The sequence below is a fragment of the Methylobacterium sp. J-059 genome, assembly GCF_022829485.1.
GTDB lineage: Bacteria > Pseudomonadota > Alphaproteobacteria > Rhizobiales > Beijerinckiaceae > Methylobacterium.
The window spans coordinates 1-21481 of record NZ_JAKSYA010000070.1 but is presented as its reverse complement, the minus strand read 5'-3'; the positions used below and the strand labels follow the sequence as shown (position 1 = coordinate 21481).

19 protein-coding genes are annotated in these 21481 nt (G+C 71.6%); 10 read left to right on the top strand and 9 right to left on the bottom strand.

Annotated elements, in window-relative coordinates; genetic code table 11:
* On the bottom strand, nucleotides 1-138 hold a 138-nt coding region (locus tag MKK55_RS08390; RefSeq protein WP_243934179.1), incomplete at its 3' end, for a GTP-binding protein.
* A 312-nt stretch (nucleotides 139-450) separates the two neighbouring features.
* Between MKK55_RS08390 and MKK55_RS08385 the strand changes: the two genes are divergently transcribed.
* Complete coding sequence (locus tag MKK55_RS08385; RefSeq protein ID WP_147726252.1) at nucleotides 451-1314, top strand: outer membrane protein; 864 nt, start codon at nucleotides 451-453, stop codon at nucleotides 1312-1314.
* A gap of 120 nt (nucleotides 1315-1434) precedes the next feature.
* On the opposite strand, the gene MKK55_RS08380 is transcribed toward MKK55_RS08385, so the two are convergent.
* The gene (locus MKK55_RS08380; RefSeq protein WP_243934177.1) at nucleotides 1435-1842 is read right to left on the bottom strand and encodes a PaaI family thioesterase; all 408 of its coding nucleotides are present in this window, start codon (nucleotides 1840-1842) and stop codon (nucleotides 1435-1437) included.
* A 247-nt stretch (nucleotides 1843-2089) separates the two neighbouring features.
* On the opposite strand from MKK55_RS08380, the gene MKK55_RS08375 reads away from it, so the two are divergent.
* From MKK55_RS08375 to MKK55_RS08350, 6 genes are all read left to right on the top strand, one after another.
* Entirely contained in the window at nucleotides 2090-3121 is a 1032-nt protein-coding gene (locus MKK55_RS08375; RefSeq protein WP_243934176.1) for a cyclase family protein, read from the top strand.
* Nucleotides 3122-3136: 15 nt separating this feature from the next.
* Nucleotides 3137-4087: a 3-hydroxyacyl-CoA dehydrogenase family protein gene (locus MKK55_RS08370; protein WP_243934174.1), complete on the top strand. Its 951-nt coding sequence runs from the start codon at nucleotides 3137-3139 to the stop codon at nucleotides 4085-4087.
* Between the two features lie 40 nt (nucleotides 4088-4127).
* A complete protein-coding gene (locus MKK55_RS08365) occupies nucleotides 4128-4886 on the top strand; it encodes an SDR family NAD(P)-dependent oxidoreductase (RefSeq protein ID WP_243934172.1) in 759 nt (252 codons plus the stop codon).
* A gap of 10 nt (nucleotides 4887-4896) precedes the next feature.
* Nucleotides 4897-5781 (top strand): 3-keto-5-aminohexanoate cleavage protein, encoded by an 885-nt coding sequence (locus MKK55_RS08360; protein ID WP_243934170.1) that lies wholly within the window; start codon nucleotides 4897-4899, stop codon nucleotides 5779-5781.
* A 76-nt stretch (nucleotides 5782-5857) separates the two neighbouring features.
* Nucleotides 5858-7072 carry an acetyl-CoA C-acyltransferase gene (locus tag MKK55_RS08355; RefSeq protein ID WP_243934168.1) on the top strand — a complete coding sequence of 405 codons (1215 nt, stop codon included), beginning with the start codon at nucleotides 5858-5860 and terminating at the stop codon, nucleotides 7070-7072.
* A 100-nt stretch (nucleotides 7073-7172) separates the two neighbouring features.
* Nucleotides 7173-7595 (top strand): organic hydroperoxide resistance protein, encoded by a 423-nt coding sequence (locus tag MKK55_RS08350; RefSeq protein WP_147726259.1) that lies wholly within the window; start codon nucleotides 7173-7175, stop codon nucleotides 7593-7595.
* 91 nt (nucleotides 7596-7686) lie between these two features.
* On the opposite strand, the gene MKK55_RS08345 is transcribed toward MKK55_RS08350, so the two are convergent.
* Complete coding sequence (locus MKK55_RS08345) at nucleotides 7687-9561, bottom strand: M3 family oligoendopeptidase (protein WP_243934166.1); 1875 nt, start codon at nucleotides 9559-9561, stop codon at nucleotides 7687-7689.
* Nucleotides 9562-9846: 285 nt separating this feature from the next.
* On the opposite strand from MKK55_RS08345, the gene MKK55_RS08340 reads away from it, so the two are divergent.
* The 3 genes from MKK55_RS08340 (at nucleotide 9847) to MKK55_RS08330 (ending at nucleotide 15375) form a co-directional block, all read left to right on the top strand.
* The gene (locus MKK55_RS08340) at nucleotides 9847-11340 is read left to right on the top strand and encodes a sigma-54-dependent transcriptional regulator (RefSeq protein ID WP_147726263.1); all 1494 of its coding nucleotides are present in this window, start codon (nucleotides 9847-9849) and stop codon (nucleotides 11338-11340) included.
* A 162-nt stretch (nucleotides 11341-11502) separates the two neighbouring features.
* Nucleotides 11503-13602, top strand: coding sequence for a murein L,D-transpeptidase (locus MKK55_RS08335; protein WP_243934164.1), 2100 nt, complete (start codon nucleotides 11503-11505; stop codon nucleotides 13600-13602).
* A gap of 330 nt (nucleotides 13603-13932) precedes the next feature.
* Nucleotides 13933-15375, top strand: coding sequence for a DUF882 domain-containing protein (locus MKK55_RS08330; RefSeq protein WP_243934178.1), 1443 nt, complete (start codon nucleotides 13933-13935; stop codon nucleotides 15373-15375).
* Between the two features lie 30 nt (nucleotides 15376-15405).
* On the opposite strand, the gene MKK55_RS08325 is transcribed toward MKK55_RS08330, so the two are convergent.
* The 6 genes from MKK55_RS08325 to MKK55_RS08300 all read right to left on the bottom strand — a co-directional run.
* On the bottom strand, nucleotides 15406-15597 hold the full coding sequence (locus MKK55_RS08325) for a hypothetical protein (protein ID WP_243934162.1): 192 nt from the start codon (nucleotides 15595-15597) through the stop codon (nucleotides 15406-15408).
* Between the two features lie 513 nt (nucleotides 15598-16110).
* The gene (gene ppdK / locus MKK55_RS08320; RefSeq protein ID WP_147727953.1) at nucleotides 16111-18801 is read right to left on the bottom strand and encodes a pyruvate, phosphate dikinase; all 2691 of its coding nucleotides are present in this window, start codon (nucleotides 18799-18801) and stop codon (nucleotides 16111-16113) included.
* A 222-nt stretch (nucleotides 18802-19023) separates the two neighbouring features.
* Entirely contained in the window at nucleotides 19024-19176 is a 153-nt protein-coding gene (locus MKK55_RS08315; protein WP_147727954.1) for a DUF3096 domain-containing protein, read from the bottom strand.
* A gap of 74 nt (nucleotides 19177-19250) precedes the next feature.
* Complete coding sequence (locus MKK55_RS08310) at nucleotides 19251-19877, bottom strand: DUF1989 domain-containing protein (protein ID WP_243934160.1); 627 nt, start codon at nucleotides 19875-19877, stop codon at nucleotides 19251-19253.
* Entirely contained in the window at nucleotides 19870-20634 is a 765-nt protein-coding gene (gene gntA, locus MKK55_RS08305) for a guanitoxin biosynthesis heme-dependent pre-guanitoxin N-hydroxylase GntA (protein WP_243934157.1), read from the bottom strand. The genes MKK55_RS08310 and gntA overlap by 8 nt, the downstream gene beginning before the upstream one ends.
* 253 nt (nucleotides 20635-20887) lie before the next feature.
* On the bottom strand, nucleotides 20888-21481 hold a 594-nt coding region (locus MKK55_RS08300), incomplete at its 5' end, for a DNA translocase FtsK (RefSeq protein WP_279596068.1).

Sequence of the window (21481 nt, the reverse complement as noted above, 5' to 3'; positions counted from 1 at the left end):
GGCCGTGAACGTCGCCCCGCCGGACTCCGCCAAGACCTTCGTGATCGCCGCCGTCAGCGACGTCTTGCCGTGGTCAACGTGACCGATCGTGCCGATGTTGCAGTGCGGCTTCGTGCGGGCAAACTTCTCTTTGGCCATGGTTCCCGTTCCTGCGGCAGGGCCCGCGCACGGGCGCACCCGATCTCGACTCTCGCCCGGCTCGCGGGGGAGCCCCGGCGAAAGGCGCGGTCGGATTAGAGGCTCGCCGTCCTTTGATCAAGGGCCGGCGCCCCGGCCGCGCCCGCCGCCGGCCCGACGGGGCAGGCCGGCGGCGATTCGGTCGGGCAAGGTCGTCCGTGGCGCCACCGCTGCATTTGGGCCGCACTGTGGCACGGCGGGCATAGTTGCCCGGGCATGCTTACGCTTAAGTGGGGCCAGAGCCATTCGGGACAGTCTTCAGGTACCCCTCACATGACGAAGAAGCTTCTCCTCGCCTCGACCGTGCTGGCCGGCATGACCGCCGTCGCCTCCGCCGCCGACCTGCCGCGCCGCGAGCCCCCGCCGGTCTTCACCCCGATCCCGGTCTTCACCTGGACCGGCTTCTACGCCGGCCTCGAGTCGACCTACACCTTCACCGACCGCCAGCGGATCACCACCACCGGCATCTCGCCCGCGAACGTCGCCAACGTGCAGGCCCTGCGTCGTCCGCCGCTGGCCACCACCGAGACCGACGGCATCGGCAAGATCGGCGGCACCGCGGGCTACAACTATCAGTTCACCCCGGGCTCCGGCTTCGTCCTCGGCGGCGCCGTCAGCGTCGACTGGACCGACATCCACAAGGGCCGCTTCAGCCTCGACGCTCCGAGCGTCGTCGGCGGCGCGCCGAACCCGAACTACTTCCGCCAGAGCCTGGAATATCTCGGCACCGTCACCGGCCGCGTCGGCTACGCCTTCGACCGGTTCATGGTCTACGGGACCGGCGGCTTCGCCTTCGGCGAGGTCCAGTACGACGCCAACTTTTACACCCCCGGCGGCGCCCTCGCCTTCGCCGGCCGCACCAACAACCTCGAGACCGGTTACGCCTACGGCGGCGGCGTCGAGTACGCGATCCCGACCGACAGCTTCCTGAACACCTTCGCCTTCGCGAAGTATCTCGGCCTGAAGTACGACGCCGTGACGATCAAGGCCGAGTACCTCCACTACGACCTCGGCAGCCGCAACGTCATCGTCGGCTCGTTCAACGGTGTCGGCCCGGGCGCCGGCTACATCTCGCGCTTCCGCACCGAGGGCAGCATCATCCGCGCTGGCTTCAACTACAAGTTCGGCGGCCTCTAAGGTCTTCGCCGGAGGGTGATCCCTCCGGCCCCTTGCAAGGTTGCGATGAAGCCCCGGGCGCATGCGTCCGGGGCTTTTTCGTGTCGGCGGCGGCCGCTTTCGTCGATGGTCGCGCCCGCCTTACGCCGCAGGCGCCGGCTCGCTGCGGGCAGGCTTGAACAGGCCGCTCGCCGTCGCCACCAGATCGCCGCCCTCCCCGCGGATCTCCGCCTCGCAGAACAGCACCGAACGCCCGCCGCGCACGACGAACCCTTCGGCGAGCAGCAAGCCGCGGCCGGGGGCGAGGAAGCGGGTCTGCATGTCGAGGGTGAGCACCGGCCGCCCGGCGGCGAGCCGCGCCGCCGTCCCCATGGCGATGTCGAGGAGCGTGCAGATCACGCCGCCATGGGCGATGCCGAGGTTGTTGCCGTGGTCGTCGCGCAACCTCAGCCGCAGCCGGGTGCGTCCCTCGGCATAGCCGAGCGCCTCGACGCCGCAGAGCCGCGCAAACGGGATGTCGGCTCCGAAGATCGTATCCTGCTCGCGCATCGGCTGCTCCGGCCCTCGCCCGTTTCGAAGGTCCGGTATGCGGGCGCTCGCGCGCCCTGACAAATCCGCCCGGCTTCGTCGCTCCGGCCGCGACCCGGTCGTTGACAGACCGGTATGGCCGGACGGACGATGCGGCCAACGGGATCCGCCAAGGATCCGCCTTCAGGGATGGACGCATGCGCCCGGCTCCGGCACCCGCCGCGCCCCGGATCTGCGAGGGCAGAACTGATACCGGCAGGACGCGCCGATGACCGAGCCGCGCTGGCGCCGCCGGCCCGAGGGCTCGACCTGGGGCGATTACGGCCCTGAGGACCAACTCGGCCGCGTCAACGGGCTCGATGCGGCCAAGGTGCTCCAGGGCGTCGCGGAGGTCCGCGTGGGCCGGACCTTCTGCCTCAGCCTGCCCCTCGACCTGCCCGGCGGCAACGTCCTGAACCAGCGCCGCCACCCGCCGCGCCTCAGCCCGACGGTCCGGGCCAACGGCCGGCCTGTGACCAACTTCCGGGTCTGCGAGGAGGTCGACGGCGCCACCGACGTGATCTGCGACGACTGGGTGATGCTCTATCTGCAATACTCGACGCAGTGGGACAGCCTCGCCCATGTCGGCGGTCTGTTCGACGCCGACGGGGACGGAACGCCGAAACCCGTCTACTACAACGGTTTCCGCGGCGGCCTCGACGTGACGGGTCCGAGCGAGGTGGCCGAGGTCGAGGCCCCGTCGCGCGCGCACCGCCTCGGCATCGAGCGCTTGGCCGAGCACGGCATGCAGGGCCGTGGCGTGATGGTCGACCTGCGGGCGCATCACGGCGACGCCCGCACGCTCGTCGGCTACGACGCCCTGATGCGGATCCTGGAAGCCGACGGGGTCGCGGTCGAGCCCGGCGACATGGTCTGCCTGCATACCGGCTTCGCCGACCGGCTCCTCGCCTGGGCCGGGCATCCGGACCCGCAGGAGGTCCACCGCATCAGCGCCGTCCTCGATGGCCGCGACGCGAGGCTGCTCGCCTGGATCACCGACAGCGGGCTCTCCGCGCTCGCCGCCGACAACTACGCGGTCGAGGCCTATCCGGCGCGGCCGGGCGGGGCGTGCTGCGCGATCCTGCCGCTGCACGAGCACTGCCTGTTCAAGCTCGGGCTGCCGCTGGGCGAGCTCTGGCACCTGACCCCGTTGGCGGCCTGGCTCAGGGCGAACGGGCGCCATCGCTTCCTGCTCACCGCGCCGCCCCTGCGGCTTCCCGGCGCCGTCGGCTCGCCGGCGACGCCGATCGCCACCGTCTGACCGGAGGAGGACATCATGGCCGAGATCGCCGTCGTCGGGGCCGGGCTGATGGGTCACGGCATCGCCCTGGTCCTGGCGCTCGGCGGCCATGCCGTCCGCCTCACGGACAGCCGCGCCGAGACCCTTGATGCGGTGCCCGCCCTGATGGCCTCCGCGCTCGCGACCTTGGCGGAAGCCGGCGCCGCGCCGGACGGGTGGACCGCCGACCGCCTCGCCGCGGCCGTGCGGCTCTCGCCGGACCTCGCGGCCACGGTCGATGGGGCGAGCCTCGTCGTCGAGGCGATCACCGAGGACCCGGAGGCGAAGCGCACGCTGTTCTCCGAGCTCGACGGGCTCTGCGCCGCCGACGCGGTGATCGCCAGCAACACCAGCTACCTCGACGTCTTCCCGCTGATCCCGGTCGGGCGGCAGCCGCGCGCCCTCGTCGCGCACTGGTACACGCCCCCCTACATCATCGATCTCGTCGACGTGGTGCCGGGTCCCGAGACGCGGCCGGAGGTGGTGGCCGAGATCCGCGACCTCGTCGTCGGGCTCGGCCAGGTGCCGATCGTCCTCAAGCGCTTCGTGCCGGGCTACGTCGCCAACCGCATCCAGTCGGCGATCACCGCCGAGGTGCACTACCTCCTCGACGAAGGCTACGCCACCCCGCGCGAGATCGACGACGCCATCGTGCACGGGCTCTCGCTGCGCATCCCGATTCTCGGCCACCTTGCCAAGGCGGACTTCACCGGTCTCGACCTGCAGCGCCGGGCGCTCGCCAACGCGAGCTACGCCCCGCCCCCGCCGCGCACCCGGTCGGGCAGCCTCGACGCCCTCTGCGCCGAGGGCCGGACCGGGGTGATGGCCGGGCGCGGCTACTTCGACTGGGGCGGCCGCGACCCGGCGGAGCTGTTCCGCGAGCGCGACCGCAAGCTGCTCGCCCTCAAGGCGGCGATGCGCGGCATCGGCCGGATGGAGGGCACGTGAGCGTCCGCCGCCGACCTCCGCTCGCAGACGGGAGCACACCATGATCGGCGCCGACCTTCGCGGCAAAGCCGTCCTCGTCACCGGGGCGTCCTCCGGCATCGGCCTGGCCGCCGCCACGCTGTTCGCGCGCAACGGGGCCGCGGTCGCCCTGAACCACCTCGCGGACGACCCACGCGGCCCGGAGGCCGCCGGGCGTCTGCGCGCGGACGGTCTCTTCGTCACGGCGGTCGCCGGCGACGTCTCCCGCGCAGGCGAGGCGGAGGCGATGGTGGCCGAGGCGATCGCGACGCTCGGCGGCCTAGACGTGCTGATCAACAATGCCGGCACCTCGGGCACGCAGGCGCCGATCGCCTTCGAGGACCTCGACGCGATGACCGAGGATTTCTGGGATTCGATCCTGTCGACCAACCTCGTCGGCCCCTATCGCTGCGCGCGGGCCGCCGCCCCCGCCCTGCGGGCGCGCCGCGGCGCCATCGTCAACACCGCCTCGGTCGCCGGCCTCGGGCGGCGCGGCTCCAGCATCGCCTACTCGGCGAGCAAGGCCGGGCTCGTGAACCTGACGCGCTCGCTCGCCCGGGCGCTCGCCCCCGAGATCCGCGTCAACGCGGTCGCGCCGGGCCTCGTGGCCACGCCCTGGACCGCGAACTGGCCCGAGGCGCGCAAGGCGGCGACCGTCGCCAACACCCTGATGGCGCGCCTGGCCGAGCCCGAGGACATCGCCGAGGCGATGTTCTTCCTCGCCGCCGGCGGGGCCTACATCACCGGCGAGACGCTGGTGGTCGACGGCGGGATGATCTGAGGAGACGGCGATGTCGCAGAAGACCGTGATCACCTGCGCCCTGACGGGCTCGTTCGACACGCCGTCGAAGAACCCGGCGGTGCCGGTCAGCCCGGAGGCCATCGCCCGCTCGGCGCTCGAGGCGGCCGAGGCCGGCGCCGCGGTGGTGCACGTCCACGTCCGCCACCCCGAGACCGCGGCGCCGAGCATGGAGCTCGCGCATTACCGCGAGGTGGTGGAGCGCATCCGCGAGCGCAACGCCGACGTGATCCTCAACCTGACCACGGGCGCCGGCGGACGCTTCGTGCCGGGCGCGTCCGATCCGGCCGCGGCGGGGCTTGGCACCCTCTTCGAGACCCCGGCGGTGCGCACCCGCCACGTGAGCGCGCTCAGGCCGGAGCTCTGCACCCTCGACGTCGCGACGATGAACTTCGGCGAGAACCTGTTCCTCAACACCCCGGCGCACCTGCGCGCCATGGCCGAGGCGATCCGCGCCGCCGGCGTGCGGCCGGAGATCGAGGTGTTCGACCTCGGCCACATCGCGCTCGCCCGCCACCTCATCGCCGAGGGGCATCTCGCCGCCCCGCCGCTGTTCCAGATCTGCCTGGGCATCCCGTGGGGGGCGCCGGCCGACCCCGAGACCCTAGTGCAGATGCGCGCGCGCCTGCCCGCCGACGCGGTCTGGTCGGCCTTCGGCATCGGCCGGGCCGAGTTCCCGATGGTGGCGCTCGCCGCCAGCATGGGCGGCAACGTCCGGGTCGGCCTGGAGGACAACCTCTACCTCGCCCGCGGACGCCTGGCGCCGAGCAACGCCGCGCTCGTCGAGAAGGCGGTGACGCTGCTGTCGCTCATCGACTGCGCACCGGCGAGCCCGGCCGAGGCGCGCGCGATCTTCGGGCTCGCCGCGCGCGGTTGAGCCGGCCGGCCGGATCCGGCACACCGCCTGTCTTCCCGATACGGGCGGGATCGGCCCCGCCAAGGACCAGCACACCATGCGTGAAGCCGTCATCGTCTCGACCGCGCGGACCCCGATCGGCAAGGCCTATCGCGGCGCCTTCAACGACACCCAGGCGCAGGCGCTCGGCGGCCACGCGATCGCCCACGCGCTCTCCCGCGCCGGCATCGCGCCGGAGGAAGCCGGCACGCTGATCGGCGACGTGATCCTCGGGGCCGCCCTGCAGCAGGGCTCCACCGGCACCAACATCGCGCGGCAATCCGCCCTGCGGGCCGGGCTCCCGGCTTCGGTGGCGGGGATGAGCGTCGACCGGCAATGCGCCTCGGGGTTGATGGCGATCGCCACCGCGGCGAAGCAGATCGTCGTCGACGGCATGCAGGCCGCGATCGGCGGCGGCCTCGAATCGATCTCGCTCGTCCAGAACGAGCACCTGAACCGCTTCCGCGCCGAGGATGCGGCGCTCAACGCGATGGCCCCGCACGTCTACATGTCGATGCTGGAGACCGCCGAGATCGTCGCCGCCCGCTACGGCATCGATCGGGAGGCGCAGGACCGCTACGCGCTGCAGTCGCAGCACCGCACCGCCGAGGCCCAGGCCAACCGGCGCTTCGCCGACGAGATCGTGCCGCTGGCGACCGAGATGGCGGTCGTCGACAAGGCGACCGGTGCCGTGACGAAGCGCGCGGTGACGCTCTCGCAGGACGAGGGCAACCGGCCGCAGACCCGGCTCGAGGACCTTTCCGCCCTGAAGCCGGTGTTCCGCAACGGGCAGGCCGTCGCCGAGGGCGCGTTCATCACCGCCGGCAACGCGAGCCAGCTCTCGGACGGCGCCTCGGCCTGCGTGCTGATGGAGGCGCGGGAGGCCGAGCGGCGCGGGCTGCAGCCGCTCGGCGCCTATCGCGGCATGGCGGTGGCCGGGTGCGCGCCCGACGAGATGGGCATCGGCCCGGTCTTCGCCGTGCCCAAGCTTCTGGAGCAGCACGGGCTCACCGTCGGCGACATCGACCTGTGGGAGCTGAACGAGGCCTTCGCGGTCCAGGTCCTGTATTGCCGCGACCGCCTCGGCATTCCCGACGAGCGCCTCAACGTCGACGGCGGCGCGATCGCGATCGGCCATCCCTACGGCATGTCCGGCGCGCGCATGACCGGGCACCTGCTGATCGAGGGGCGCCGCCGGGGCGCCAAGTACGGCGTGGTCACGATGTGCGTGGGCGGCGGCATGGGCGCGGCCGGCCTGTTCGAGATCTACTGAACGCGCGACATCGGTTGCGCGCAACCTAGTTTCGTGGGATGAAGGGTCATCGATCGCCCGCGAGCGGGTGCGTGATTCCCAACGCCGACAGGAGACGACGATGCAGGCTCTCTACACCGCCCACGCCCACGCCACCGGCGGCCGCGAAGGATCCGCCGCGACCGACGACAGCCGTCTCGGCGTCGGCCTCTCGACCCCGAAGGAGCTCGGCGGCAACGGCGGCCCGGGCAGCAACCCCGAGCAGCTCTTCGCCGCCGGCTACGCCGCCTGCTTCCTGGGCGCGATCAAGTTCGTCGCCGCCCAGGACAAGGTGAAGGTGCCCGAGGACGCCCGCGTCGACGCCGAGGTCGGCATCGGCAAGCGCGACGACGGCACCGGCTTCGGCCTGACCGTCAGCCTCAAGGCCAGCCTGCCGGGCATCGATGCCGAGAAGGCCGCCGACCTCGTGAAGCGCGCCGACGTGGTCTGCCCGTACTCGCACGCCACCCGCGGCAACATCCGGGTCGACGTCGCCGCCGTCTGATCGCGGCCGGAACCGAGACCGAAAAGACCCGCGACGGGGCACTCCGTCGCGGGTCTTTTCATGCGTGTCGACCGCGGGAGGGCCCTGGCGTTCAGGCCTCGGATTCCATCCCCTCCAGCTCCGCGATCATGCCCTCGATCATGCCAAGGCCGATCTGCCAGAAGCCGGGATCGCGGGCGTCGAGGCTGAACGGGGCCAGGAGCTCGCCGTAGGGCTTCGAGCCGCCGGCCGAGAGCAGGGCGAAGTAGCGCTCGACGAAGCCGCCCTCCGCCTTCGCGTAGACCCCGTAGAGCGAGTTCACCAGGCAGTCGCCGAAGGCGTAGGCGTAGACGTAGAACGGAGAGTGGATGAAGTGCGGGATGTAGGCCCAGAACGGCTCGTATCCGGTATCGAGCGTGATCGCCGGGCCGAGCGATTCGGCCTGCACCGACATCCACAGGCCGTTGATCTGCTCCGCGGTGAGCTCGCCCTCGGCGCGCGCGAGGTGGACCTTGCGCTCGAAGGAGTAGAACGCGATCTGGCGCACCACCGTGTTGATCATGTCCTCGACCTTGGCGGCCAGCATCGCCCGGCGCTGGGTCGTGTTGGTCGTCGCCGCGAGCAGGCGCCGGAAGGTCAGCATCTCGCCGAACACGCTGGCGGTCTCGGCCAGGGTCAGCGGCGTCGGCGCCATCAGCGCGCCGTTGTGGCCGGCCAGCACCTGGTGCACGCCGTGGCCGAGCTCGTGCGCGAGGGTCATCACGTCCCGCGGCTTGCCCTGGTAGTTGACCAGCACGTAGGGGTGGACCGAAGGCACCGTCGGGTGCGCGAAGGCGCCGGGCGCCTTGCCGGGCCGCGTCGGCGCGTCGATCCAGCGCCGGTCGAAGAAGTCCCGCGCGATGCCGGCCATCTTCGGCGAGAACGCGCCGTAGGCGTCGAGCACCGTGTCGCGCGCCTCGGTCCACGGGATGGTGCGCTGCTCGACCTTCGGCAGCGGCGCGTTGCGGTCCCAGTAGGGCAGCGCCTCGACGCCGAACCACTTGGCCTTCAGCCGGTAGTAGCGGTGCGAGAGCCGCGGATAGGCCTCGCGAACGGCATCGACCAGCGCCGCGACCACCTCGGGCTCGACGCGGTTCGAGAGGTGGCGGGCATCCGCCACGTCCTTGAAGCCGCGCCAGCGGTCCGAGATCTCCTTGTCCTTGGCCAGCGTGTTGGTGATCAGCGTGAACACCCGCAGGTTCTCGCGGAACACCTCGCTCAGCGCCCCGGCCGCCTCTCGGCGGACCTCGCCGTCCGGGTCCTGGAGCTTGTTCAGCGTCGGCTCCAGGGGCAGCCGCTCCCCCTGGACGGGGAAGCGCAGGGCCGCGATGGTCTCGTTGAACAGGCGGTCCCAGGCCGCGTTCGCGGTGACGGATTTCTCCAGGAACAGCTTCTCGATCCGGTCCTCGAGCTGGAACGGCTTTTCGCGGCGCAGATCCTCGATCCACGGGGCGTAGCGAGCGAGCGGCCCGGCGGACATCGCCACGTCGAGAACCCCGTCCTCGATCCGGTTGAGCTCGAGCGCGAAGAACAGCAGGTTTCCGGAGGCGTCGGTGAGGCGCTCGCGGGTGTCGCCGTAGAACTTCGCCCGCGCCTCGTCGGTGGTGTCGCCGGAATAGACCAGCCCGGCATAGGACATCAGGCGGCCGAGCAGCTCCTCGATCGCCTCGTAGGCTGCGACCGCGGCGGCGAGCTTGCCCGAGGCGTCGGGCCCGCTCGCGAGCTGTGCGATCTTCCCGGCGTAGGTCTCGGAGAACGAACGGCAATCCGTTTCCGCCTTCGCGAGGTCGCGGCGGAAGTCCGGCGCGTCCAGGCCGGAATACAGGTCGGCGAGGTCCCATTCGGGAAGCGGCCCGAGATCGACCGCGTGGGCCGCGGCACGCGCCGCGGAGGCGCCCTCGGCGCTCCGGAGGGGCGACCCTGCGGGGGCGAAGGCTCGGGCGGACATGATTCCTCGCATGGATCCTCGGTTCGTTGCCGGCGTGTCGCCCGCGCGGGGCCCGACGGGCCCTTCCCGCCTCATATCGAGCGCGATCGACGGCGTTCAACCGAATTCGGCGGCCGCCGGCGATGCAAGCGGCGCCTGCGGCAAATCTCCCGTCGTCGTTAAGCGGGGCTTTACGCATCTGGGCGACGCTCCGGCTCGAAACGAAACACCCGCCGGTCGTGCCGGGTGCCGGGTCCCGCGAGGTCCGGCGCCGCGGTCGACCCGCGGCAGCGAGGAAAAGCCCGCATGGCGACAACGGTCCTGATCGTCGACGACGATCCCGTTCAGCGTCGTCTCGCCGAGGCGACGGTGCGCCGCTTCGGCTTCGAGGCGAAGCTCGCGGAGAACGGTGCGGACGCGCTCGCGCTGCTGCGGACCCAGCCCGAGATCGACGTGGTGCTGCTCGACCTCGTCATGCCCGGCGGCCTCGACGGCCTCGGCGTGCTCGCCGAGATGCGCAAGTCCGGCCTCGACACCCCGGTCATCGTCCAGACCGCCAACGGCTCGATCGACGCCGTCGTCACCGCGATGCGCGCCGGCGCCGTCGACTTCGTGGTCAAGCCCGCCGGCGCCGAGCGGCTGCAGGTCTCGATCAAGAACGCGCTCCGGGTCGACCACCTGGAGGAGGAGGTCCGGCGCATGCGCCGCCGCGCCTCCGGCTCGCTCAGCTTCAAGGACCTCACCTCGAAGTCGCCCGACATGGAGCGGGTGATCCGGCTCGCCGAACGCGCCGCGAAATCCAACATCCCGGTGCTGATCGAGGGCGAATCCGGCGTCGGCAAGGAGGTGCTGGCGCGCGCGATCCAGGGATCGGGCGAGCGGCGCGGAAAGCCCTTCGTCACGGTCAATTGCGGGGCGATCCCCGACAACCTCGTCGAATCGACCCTGTTCGGGCACGAGAAGGGCGCCTTCACCGGCGCCACCGAGCGCCATGCCGGCAAGTTCGTGGAGGCGTCCGGCGGGACGCTGTTCCTCGACGAGATCGGCGAGCTGCCCCTCGATGCGCAGGTGAAGCTGCTGCGCGCGCTGCAGGAGGGCGAGGTCGACCCGGTCGGGGGCAAGCGCAGCGTGCGCGTCGACATCCGCCTGGTCTCGGCGACGAACCGCTCGCTGCTCGACCTCGTCAAGGAGGGCCGCTTCCGCGAGGACCTGTACTATCGCCTCAACGTCTTCCCGATGACCCTGCCGCCGCTCCGCGCCCGGCGCGAGGACGTGCCCGACCTGGTGCGCTCGTTCTGCGCCCGGTTCGCGGCCGAGGAAGGCAAGCGCGTCCGCGCGATCACCCCCGAGGCGATGGCGCTGCTGACCCGATACGGCTGGCCCGGCAACGTCCGCCAGCTCGAGAACGCGCTGTTCCGCGCGGTGGTGCTCGCCGACGGCGACGAGCTGACGGTGGCCGAGTTCCCGCAGATCGCCGCCCAGGTCGAGGGCTTCGACGTCCGCATCCCGGCGGCGCCCGTGCAGCCGATGCTGTCGGCCCATTCGCCCGAGCCGGTGCGCGAGATCGTCCGCGTCGAGGTGCGCGACCCCCACGCGATGTCGCTGGTGGTCGAGGACACCGGCGAGATGAAGCCGATGGATGCGCTGGAGGCCGAGATCATCCGCTTCGCGCTGCAATTCTATCGCGGCCGGATGTCGGAGGTGTCGCGCCGCCTCGGAATCGGTCGGTCCACCCTGTATCGCAAGCTCAAGGATCTCGGGCTCGACGGCGACGACAAGGCCGAAGAGGCCGCGGCCTGATCCGGCCCGAGGGCCGACGCCCGACCGATAGGCTCGGCGCATCAGGCACTTGCAGGCACGCGACGGCGCGAGCGGAGGGGGTGCGATTGCGCACGACCGGGCTTGCGCCGATACTGATAAGGTTGTGGGCGGCCTCGAGGTCGGTCCCCAGGAGGTTCGCAGATGGGCGTCTCGCGCTCGGCCAAAGCAGCCCTGGCCGTCCTGTTGGCCGGCTCCGTCGCGCAGGGCGCCCTTTCCACGGCGGCCTTCGCCCGCGGTGGCCTGGACGACATCCCGCCCGCCGCCGCCGTCGCCACCGCGACCCCGGACAAGGCCGTCGCCGCCGGTAAGGCGCCCGCATCCGATCCGGCCGCGGTCGCGGATCCGAGCCTGCCGCCGCCGGCCACCGGCCTCGAGGCGGTGACGCCGTCCGAGCCGCCGAAGGCCGATCCGGCCCAGACCGAGGCGCCCGGACCGGAGCGTCCGGCGGTCGCCGCGGCGCCCACCGTGCCGAGCGACCCGCAGGCGGCCGCCGTGTTCAACCGCCTGGCCTCGCCTGCCCCGCTGCTCGCCCGCCTGACGACGAAGGAGCGCGAGGCGATCCAGGCGTTCTACGCGCTCGGCGCCTTCAAGCCGGTCTGGATCGTGGACGGCGCCTACACGCCGGCGGCGAAGGCCGTCGCCGCACGCCTCGCGGCGGCGCCCGAGGACGGCCTCGACGCCCGCGCCTATCCGGTGCCGGCGCTCCCGAAGGCGGGGAAAGCCGACACCGCCGGCAAGACGGAAAGCCCCGCCAAGGCCGAGGATCTGGCCGCCGTCGCGGAGGCCGACCTGAAGCTCTCGGCCGCCGCCGCCCTCTATGCCCGCGACGCGCGCGGCGGGCGGATCAACCTGGCCGCGATCTCGCGGCTGATCACGCCGACCCTCGATCTGCCGGCCGCCGACACGGTCCTGGCGAGCCTCGCCGGCGCAGGCGGCACCGCCGGCGACCTGCTCCAGGCCTACAATCCGCGCTCCCCCGGCTATCTCGCCCTCAAGAGCCGCCTGTCGGTGGCACGCGCGCCGGCCGCGACGGACGATGCGGGTCCGGCGACCACCCTGCGCCTGCCGCCCGGTCCGGCCCTGCGCGTCGGCATGCGCGATGCGCGCGTGCCCCTGCTGCGCGCCCATTTCGATCTGGAGAGCCGGAAGGCCGGCACCCTCGACGTCCCCCCGGGCGATCCGGAGGATTACGATTCCGGCGTCGCCGCGGCGGTCGCCAAGTTCCAGCGCGGCCGCGGCCTGCCCGGCAACGGCGTCCTCAACGTCCAGACGGTGGTGGCGCTGGCGCAGGGCGCCAGGCAGGCGAGTGCGGTGCGGCCGGTGGGCGACGACGCGGCGCTGATCGTCAACATGGAGCGCTGGCGCTGGCTCGGCACCGAGCTCGGGCCCGACTACGTGCTGGTCAACGTGCCGGAATTCCGCCTGCGCGTGTTCCGCGACGGACGCCAGCGCGACGAGGCCCGCGTCATCGTCGGCAAGCCGGATTCGCGCACGCCCCTGTTCTCGGGGCTGATGGAATACGCGGTGGTGAACCCGTCGTGGTACGTGCCGCCCTCGATCCTGAAGACGATGCTGCCGAAGATCGCGAGCTACGGCGGCAGCACCTGGGGCGGCTACGAGATCGTGCGCCGCGGCGGCCACGTCTCGCTGCGCCAGCCGCCGGGCGAGAAGAACGCGCTCGGCTTCATCAAGTTCATGTTCCCCAACCAGCATGCCGTGTACCTGCACGACACGCCGAACCGCTCGCTGTTCTCGCGTTCGGAACGGGCCCTCAGCCACGGCTGCGTCCGCGTCGACGACCCGTTCCGCTTCGCCGACGTGGTCCTGCCGAACTGGACCGAGGAGCGCCTGAAGAAGCTCGTCGGCAAGGGCGAGCGCACCATCCGCCTGGAGCACAAGCTGCCGGTGCACCTCGCCTACTTCACCGCCACCGTCGACGACGGCGGCAGCTACCGCACGCTGCCCGACCTCTACGGCTACGATGCACCGATGCGCGCGGCCCTCGGCCTCGGCGGTGGCGGCGGTGCGGTCGCCAAGGTCTCGCCGGCGGTCCGGCCGTCCGAGCCGACGCGCCGGACGGCCGAGGCCCTGGCGCCGCAGCCGCCGCCGCGGGCGAAGCCGCGCCACGCCGCCCTGCCGCGCCGCGCCGTGCGGGCGACCGCGGAAGCGCCGCCGCCCGAGTTCGGCGAGCCCGGCCTGTGGACGCCGAACCCGGCTCCGGTCTCGCGCAGCTGGTGGTGACCGCAGCCCGCCGGTCGCGGTCCGTGAGGAGCCCCCGCACCGGCCCCGTGGCCCATTCGCATCACCCGTCGGGCGACCGCCGCGGCGACGTGTGCCGCCGCGCTTGCCGGCACGATTTCGCCACGGTCCAGACTTAGCCGTAAGGGAATCGCGTGTGTCCGGCTCGGGCCGCCGATAACCGGGTCTTCACGGTTTTCGGCAACCTTGCGTTCACCATGGTTCCGCGCCGAACGCGGGTCGCGTCCGAGGGGTGAGACGATCGTGCCGACGCCGAGCCAGACGACGCCCCGGCCCTCGCGTCTTCGGCGCATCCTCTTCGGCCTGTCCGGCATGGCGCTGGCGCTGGCGGCCGGAACCACCGGCACCCAGGATGCGGTCGCCAACGGCGACACCCGCTCGCTCACGATCTTCCACACCCACACCAAGGAGAGCGCGACCATCACGTTCAAGCGCGATGGGCGCTACGACCGCGCGGCCCTGGAGCAGCTGAACTGGCTCCTGCGCGACTGGCGCATCGACGAGCCGACCAAGATGGACCCGCGCCTGTTCGACACGGTCTGGGAGGCCTATCGGCAGGTCGGCGCCTCGGAGCCGATCCACGTGGTGTCGGCCTATCGCTCGCCCGGCACCAACGCGATGCTGCGCCGCCGCTCGAAGGCGGTGGCCGAGTACAGCCAGCACATGCTCGGCAAGGCGATGGATTTCTACCTGCCGGGCGTCTCGATCGACGAGATCCGCGCGGTCGGGCTGCAGATGCAGCGCGGCGGCGTCGGCTGGTATCCGCATGCCGGCTCGCCCTTCGTCCATCTCGACGTCGGCTCGGTCCGGATGTGGCCGCGGATGAGCCACGACCAGCTCGCCCGCCTGTTCCCCGACGGCAAGACCGTCCACCTGGCGTCCGACAACCGGCCGTTCCCGCGCTACGAGGAGGCCCGCGCCGAGATCCTGGCCCGCGGCGGCACCGTGCTCGGCGTGTCCTCGCAGATCGCCTCCGCCGACGAGGAGGAGGGCCCGAGCCTCGTCGGGTTCCTCGCCGGCCTGTTCGGCAGCCGCATCGATCCGGCTCCGGCGCCGGTCGCGGTGGCGCGCGGGAAGCCGAAGCCGGTGGTCGCGGTGGCGAGCGCCGACCCGGAAGACGGCATCGGCACCCGCGCGGCCCTCGCCTACGCCGCCCCGGCGGCGCCGGCCGCCGACGGCGCGCTGCGCGAGGCGATGCTGCGCCGCGACGGGCGCGACGCCAGGGCCCTGCTCACCGCCGAGCCGCCGTCCTCGAAGCCGGAGGAGGCGATCGACGCGGCGCTGATCTCCAACGTGACGGCGCCGCTGCCGCCGCGCCGGCCCGCCGAATTCGCCACCGCCGTCGCGGCCGCTGCGCTCGCAATGCCCCTGCCGCCGCCGCGCCCGGCGCAGTTCGCCGGCCTCGGCAACGTCGGCATGGCCAGCCTGGGCACGAGCCTCGCCGCCGTCACCGAGCGGCCCGCGGCGGCGCGCCCGGTCGACGCCCTGGTCCCGGCCGACGCCGATGCGAAGGCGCAGCTGCGCGCCCTGTTCGCCGCGGTCTCGACCGAGTCCGGCGCCGCTCATCCGGCGAGCCGCATCGCCCCGGTCCGCGTGGCGCAGACGCGCGCCCGTACGGACGTGGCGCCGGAGGCGGTCGTCGGCGCGTCGCCCGACACGGTGACGACGCGCTTCGGCCGCCGCAGCCCCGGCGACGACCTCACGGCCGCGCGCTTCACGGGCTCGGCGACCCGGGCCGTTCCCGGCGGTCGCTAAAGGATGTCGTAAGGTTCTCTGGCGCCGCCGTCAGGGCAGGCGGCGGCCCTGGCTGACCGTCATCGCGGAAACGAGGGTCGCCGCGTACCCGGCGTCCGATCCGGCGATGCGCGCCGCGTCGAGGCTGCTCTGGGACGCCACGGCGAAGACCAGCACGCCGAGGAGCGTTCCCGCACCGACGAGCCAGAGATACGCCCGCGCGACAACCTTCGGAATCCGCACGGCACAGGGGTTTTCCCCGAGGTAAAGCTGTGACGAGGACGAGTCGTTCATGGCCGGCGTTCCCGCGGATGACTGACGCCCGGTCGAACCGTCGATCGCTCACGCGCATTCGGTTCGCCACTAGCATCCAACGCGGCCCTACGGCAGAGGTTCGCCGGCCCGGTTCCGTTATTTTCGCAGGTTTTTTGTGCGTGGTTAACGCGGGATCGCCAGGCGCGCCAAGGTGGGCTTCCTCACCCGTTCGCGCGACCGGATCGACCTATCGGCTCAAGGCCCCCGCGCGCCTTTCCTTCCCCCCTCTGCGGGAGAATGGCCCGCGAAGCGGGTTGGGAGAGGGGAGCGCGCTGTCCGGAGAGGCCGCTCCCCTCTCCCGACCCTCCCTGACGCGAGGCACACCCTCCCCCGCAGAGGGGGGAGAGAGAACGCAGTTCCGTTTCCGCGCGTTATGATGACGCTGGGCCGCCCAGCAAAAGGACCCGGCGCCGAAATCCGCAGATCGGCGCTCGCGGGCGCCTAGCCTTCCTTCGCCGAGACCTTGCCCAGGGCGGCCTGCGCGGCGGCGAGGCGGGCGATCGGCACGCGGTAGGGCGAGCACGACACGTAGTCGAGGCCGACCTCCTGGCAGAAGCCGATCGAGGCCGGGTCGCCGCCGTGCTCGCCGCAGATGCCAAGCTTGATGTCGGGGCGGACCGAGCGGCCGCGCTCGACGCCGATCCGAACCAGCTCGCCGACGCCCTCCTGGTCGATGGTCACGAACGGGTCGGCGGCCAGGATGCCCTTCTGGGTGTAGGGCCCGAGGAAGGTCGCCGCGTCGTCGCGCGAGATGCCGAGCGCCGTCTGCGTCAGGTCGTTGGTGCCGAAGGAGAAGAACTCCGCCGTCGCCGCGATCTCGTTGGCCTTGAGCGCCGCGCGCGGCAGCTCGATCATGGTGCCGACCTGATAGCCGATCGCCTTGCCGGTCTCCTCCGACACCGCCTTGGCGGTCGCGTCGATGCGGGCCTTCACGATGTCGAACTCGGCGCGGGAGAACACCAGCGGCACCATCACCTCGGGGGTGACCGGCGCGCCGGTCTCCTGCGCCGCCTGGACGGCCGCCTCGAAGATGGCGCGGGCCTGCATCTCCGCGATCTCCGGGAAGGCGATGGCGAGACGGCAGCCGCGGAAGCCGAGCATCGGGTTGAACTCGGAGAGCTCGCGCATCCGGTGGCGGATCCGGTCCTCCGCGATGCCGGTGGCGTCCATCACCTCCTTCACCTCGGCGTCGGAATGCGGAAGGAACTCGTGCAGCGGCGGGTCGAGCAGGCGGATCGTGACGGGCAGGCCCGACATGATGGTGAACAGCTCGACGAAGTCCTGGCGCTGGTAGGGCAGGATCTTGGCGAGCGCCGCGCGGCGCCCCTCCGCGTCGTCGGCCAGGATCATCTCGCGCACCGCGATGATGCGGTCGCCCTCGAAGAACATGTGCTCGGTGCGGCACAGGCCAATGCCCTCGGCGCCGAAGTCGCGGGCGGTGCGGGCGTCGGTCGGCGTGTCGGCGTTGGCGCGCACCTTCATGGTGCGGTACGCGTCGGCCCAGCCCATCAGGGTGGCGAAGTCGCCCGACAGCTCGGGCGCCAGCATCGTCACCTCGCCCTGCAGCACCTGCCCCGTCGAGCCGTCGATGGTGATGCGGTCGCCGGCCTTCAGCGTCACGCCGCCGACCGTGAGGGTCTGCGCCTTGTAGTCGATCCGGATCGAGCCGACGCCCGACACGCAGGGCTTGCCCATGCCGCGGGCGACGACGGCCGCGTGGGAGGTCATGCCGCCGCGCGTGGTCAGGATGCCCTCGGAGGCGTGCATCCCGTGGATGTCCTCGGGCGAGGTCTCGATGCGCACGAGGATGCACTTGCGCTCGGCCTTGCGCAGGGTCTCGGCGTCCTCGGAGTTGAACACGATCTCGCCGGTGGCGGCGCCCGGCGAGGCCGGCAGCCCCTGCGCGATCACCTTCCGCTCGGCCTTCGGGTCGATCGTCGGGTGCAAGAGCTGGTCGAGCGCGCCGGGCTCGATCCGGGCGATCGCCTCCTCCTGCGTGATCAGGCCCTCGCCGGCCAGATCCACGGCGATGCGGAGCGCCGCCTTGGCGGTGCGCTTGCCGTTGCGGGTCTGGAGCATCCAGAGCTTCCCGCTCTCGATGGTGAACTCCATGTCCTGCATGTCGCGGTAATGGGTCTCGAGGATGCCGTAGATCCGCGTCAGCTCGGCGTAGGATTCGGGCATCGCCCGCTCCATCGACGGCTTCTCGGACTTGGCCTCGAGCCGGGCCTTCTCGGTGATGTCCTGCGGGGTGCGGATGCCGGCGACGACGTCCTCGCCCTGCGCGTTGATCAGGAACTCGCCGTAGAGCGCGCGCTCGCCGGTGGACGGGTTGCGGGTGAAGGCGACGCCGGTGGCCGAGGTGTCGCCCATGTTGCCGAACACCATGGCCTGGACGTTGACGGCGGTGCCCCAGCTCTCGGGGATGGCGTTCAGCTCGCGGTACTTCTTCGCCCGTGGGATCATCCACGAATCGAACACCGCGCCGATGGCGCCCCAGAGCTGGTCCTCGGCGCCCTGCGGGAACGGCGAGCCGTGCTCCTCGACGACGATCGCCTTGTACTTCTCGATGAGGTGCTTCCAGTCGTCGGCACCGAGCTCGGTGTCGAGATCGAAGCCCTTGCCCTCCTTGTAGTGCTCCAGCGCCTCCTCGAAGGCGTGGTGCTCAACGCCCAGCACCACGTTCGAGTACATGGTGATGAAGCGGCGGTAGGAATCGTAGGCGAAGCGCGGGTCGCCCGAGCTCTCGGCGAGCGCGGCGACGGTCGCGTCGTTGAGGCCGAGGTTGAGCACCGTGTCCATCATGCCCGGCATCGAGGCGCGGGCGCCCGAGCGCACCGAGACGAGGAGCGGGTTCGCCGCATCGCCGAAGGTCTTGCCGGTGATCGCGCCGACCTGCTCGAGGGCGGTGGCGACCTGCGCCTTCAGCTCGGCCGGGTAGGTCTGGCCGTTCTCGTAGTAGGCGGTGCAGACCTCGGTGGTGATGGTGAAGCCGGGGGGCACCGGCAGGCCGAGATTGGACATCTCGGCGAGGTTCGCGCCCTTGCCGCCGAGCAGGTCGCGCATCTGCGATTTGCCCTCGGCCTTGCCGTCGCCGAAGGTGTAGACCCACTTCGCGGTGCCGCTCGTCATATCGATTCCGTCCGTCGTGCAAGAGGACTCGCGTCCAAGGGTCTTGCGTCAAAAGGATCTTGCGTCAAAGGAAGCCGGCGTCGAAGGGTTTGCCGGCCCCTCGGGCCCATCGGTGCGGGTTGGACCATCCCGTGTTGCAACGCAAGATGAACGTCCGCGCGCCGGGTCACCCGGCATGTGACGCTCCGCGTTCATTGTCAGCCGCGAGCGGGCCTGACGGCGTCACGATAGACCGCGGAACAGGCCGAGGCCAATCACCCCGACGGCGATCAGGTAGATCGCGACGATGTAGTTCAGCAGCCGCGGCGCGATCAGGATCAGGATCCCGGCCAGGATGGCGATGGCCGGCTGCAGGTGCGAGATCGAGATGGTCATGGCGAAGCCCTCCGGCGGCCGAGCTTGACCGCCGGAGGGCGACGCACGATGGCGCGCACGGTTCCCGCCCGGCGTCAGGACGCCGGGGGCCAGGACGGCACGATTTCGTACTGGATCGGCTTGAAAGCGAAGTTGTTGGATTGCAGCGCCGAGCAGGCGGTGAGTCCGATCACCAGGTCCTGCATCGCCTCGAACACGATCCTATCTCCGGCGCGGCTCAGGGGCGGCTCGACCTTCAGCGCGCCGGTATTCCCGTCCACGGTCACGTTCATGAAGACGTTGAACGCCACCGGGATCCGGTCCGGCCCGATCCCGAAGGGCTCGAGGGCGGCCGCGAGGTTGCCGAAGCAGCCGCGGTGCGGCTCGGCGTCGCCGTAGATGATGCGGAAGGTGTCGGCAGAGCACGGCGTCAGCAGGAAGTCGTGCCGGCCGACCGTGTCCGCGACGATGCGGAGCATCACGTTGGAGCGGTTCGAGTAGAGCGGGTCGCCCGTGGTCAGGTAGATCCGGCTGGCATAGTCCAGCGTCCGGCCCGACGAGATCACCTCGTCGAGGTCGTCGCGGCGGAAGGCCAGCATGTCGGCGACCTGCTCGCCCTGCGGGTCGGTGACCACCAGGAACTGGCCCTTGTCGAGGGTGAAGGCCGTCCCCGAGCGCGGCGCGATGGTGTGACGGCCGCAGGACGGATGCGGCTCAGACATCGGAGCCGCCCTTCGTGCGCCCGCTGAACGGGCAGGCCCAGTCGGCGTCGACCGCGCGGCCGCTGTACTGGCGCGCTTCGGAGATCTCGCCGTGCCGAGACAGCATCGGGTTGATCGAGCCGGCGAACGCCGCGTCGCGCGCCAGGATGTTCTCGCGCAGCTTCTCGTAGCGCCCTTCGGCGCGCAGCCGCTCGAACTGATCGTGCAGGTTGAAGACCAGGACCGGCGACGTGAAGCGCCTGGCCGGCCGGCTCGCGCCCGGATGCAGGCCGACGATGAAGAACGCCTCGCCGCCGAAGCTGAGGGAGAAGTGCGCGTCCTCCGGGTCGGCCGAGACGCGCCGGTCGTAGGCCTGGCCGAGGAAGCCGTCCTTGTCGGAGAGCGACTGGGCCCGCGCCCACAGGTTCTCCTCGAAGGCCTGCTCGGACAGGTCGCCCGGCCCTTCGAACACGATGGCGAAGCTCTGGAACAGGTCGGGCTGGGCGCGGTAGCGCGCGATGAAGGCGAGCAGCGCCGGGTAGATGCGCGTGTCGTCCCAGCCGGAGGTGATGTCGCGGGCGACCACGATCTTCATCCGCCCCCGCGACAGCGCCGACTTCGCGCCGACGCACGGGAAGGGCTGCGCCCGGATGAAGTCCCGGAACGCCACCGCCAGCGGATGGTCGGCATCGTCCCGTGGCAGCCGGAGCGGCGCCGCGTGCAGGGATGACAGGTCCGGAGCGAGCGAAAACCCGCGGTTGTCCGCGTAGGAAAGCATGAGATCCCGCGTCTACGATGAAATATGCGGCACGGTTGCCGATGCCGGAGGCAGATTGGCGCCCGGATCGGAGGAACCGGCCTCAGACGGTGCGGTTCCTGATCCCGGCCGACTCCGCCGCGATCGGTCGCACTCTGCTGTGGACAGTGCCGGCTCGGCCGGGAATGCCCGCCACGACGATCCGATCGCGGCCGGGATCGGCGGCGGGTGCCGGACGCCTCAGCCTTCCGGACGCACCCGCCTTCCGAATGCCTCAGCCTTCGGCCTCGACCAGGATCTCGCGCTTGCCGGCATGGTTGGCGCCGCCGACGATGCCTTCCTGTTCCATGCGCTCCATGATCGAGGCGGCGCGGTTGTAGCCGATCTGCAGGCGACGCTGGATGTAGCTGGTCGACGCCTTCTTGTCGCGAAGCACCACCTGCACCGCCTGGTCGTAGAGGTCGCCGCCGGCTTCGCCGAACGAGCCCTGGTCGAACACGGCGCCGTCGAGCTCCAGCTCGTCGCCGCCCCTGCCGGCGCCCTGGGCGGCCCCCTTGGGGGCATCCTCCGACCCGTCGTCGGCGGTGACCGCCTCGAGGTAGGCCGGGCGGCCCTGGCGCTTGAGGTGGGCGACCACGCTCTCGACCTCCGAATCCGAGCAGAACGGCCCGTGCACCCGGGTCGTGCGCCCGCCGCCGGCCATGAACAGCATGTCGCCCTGGCCCAAGAGCTGCTCGGCGCCCATCTCGCCCAGGATCGTGCGCGAGTCGATCTTGCTCGTCACCTGGAAGCTGATCCGGGTCGGGAAGTTCGCCTTGATCGTCCCGGTGATCACGTCCACCGACGGACGCTGCGTCGCCATGATCAG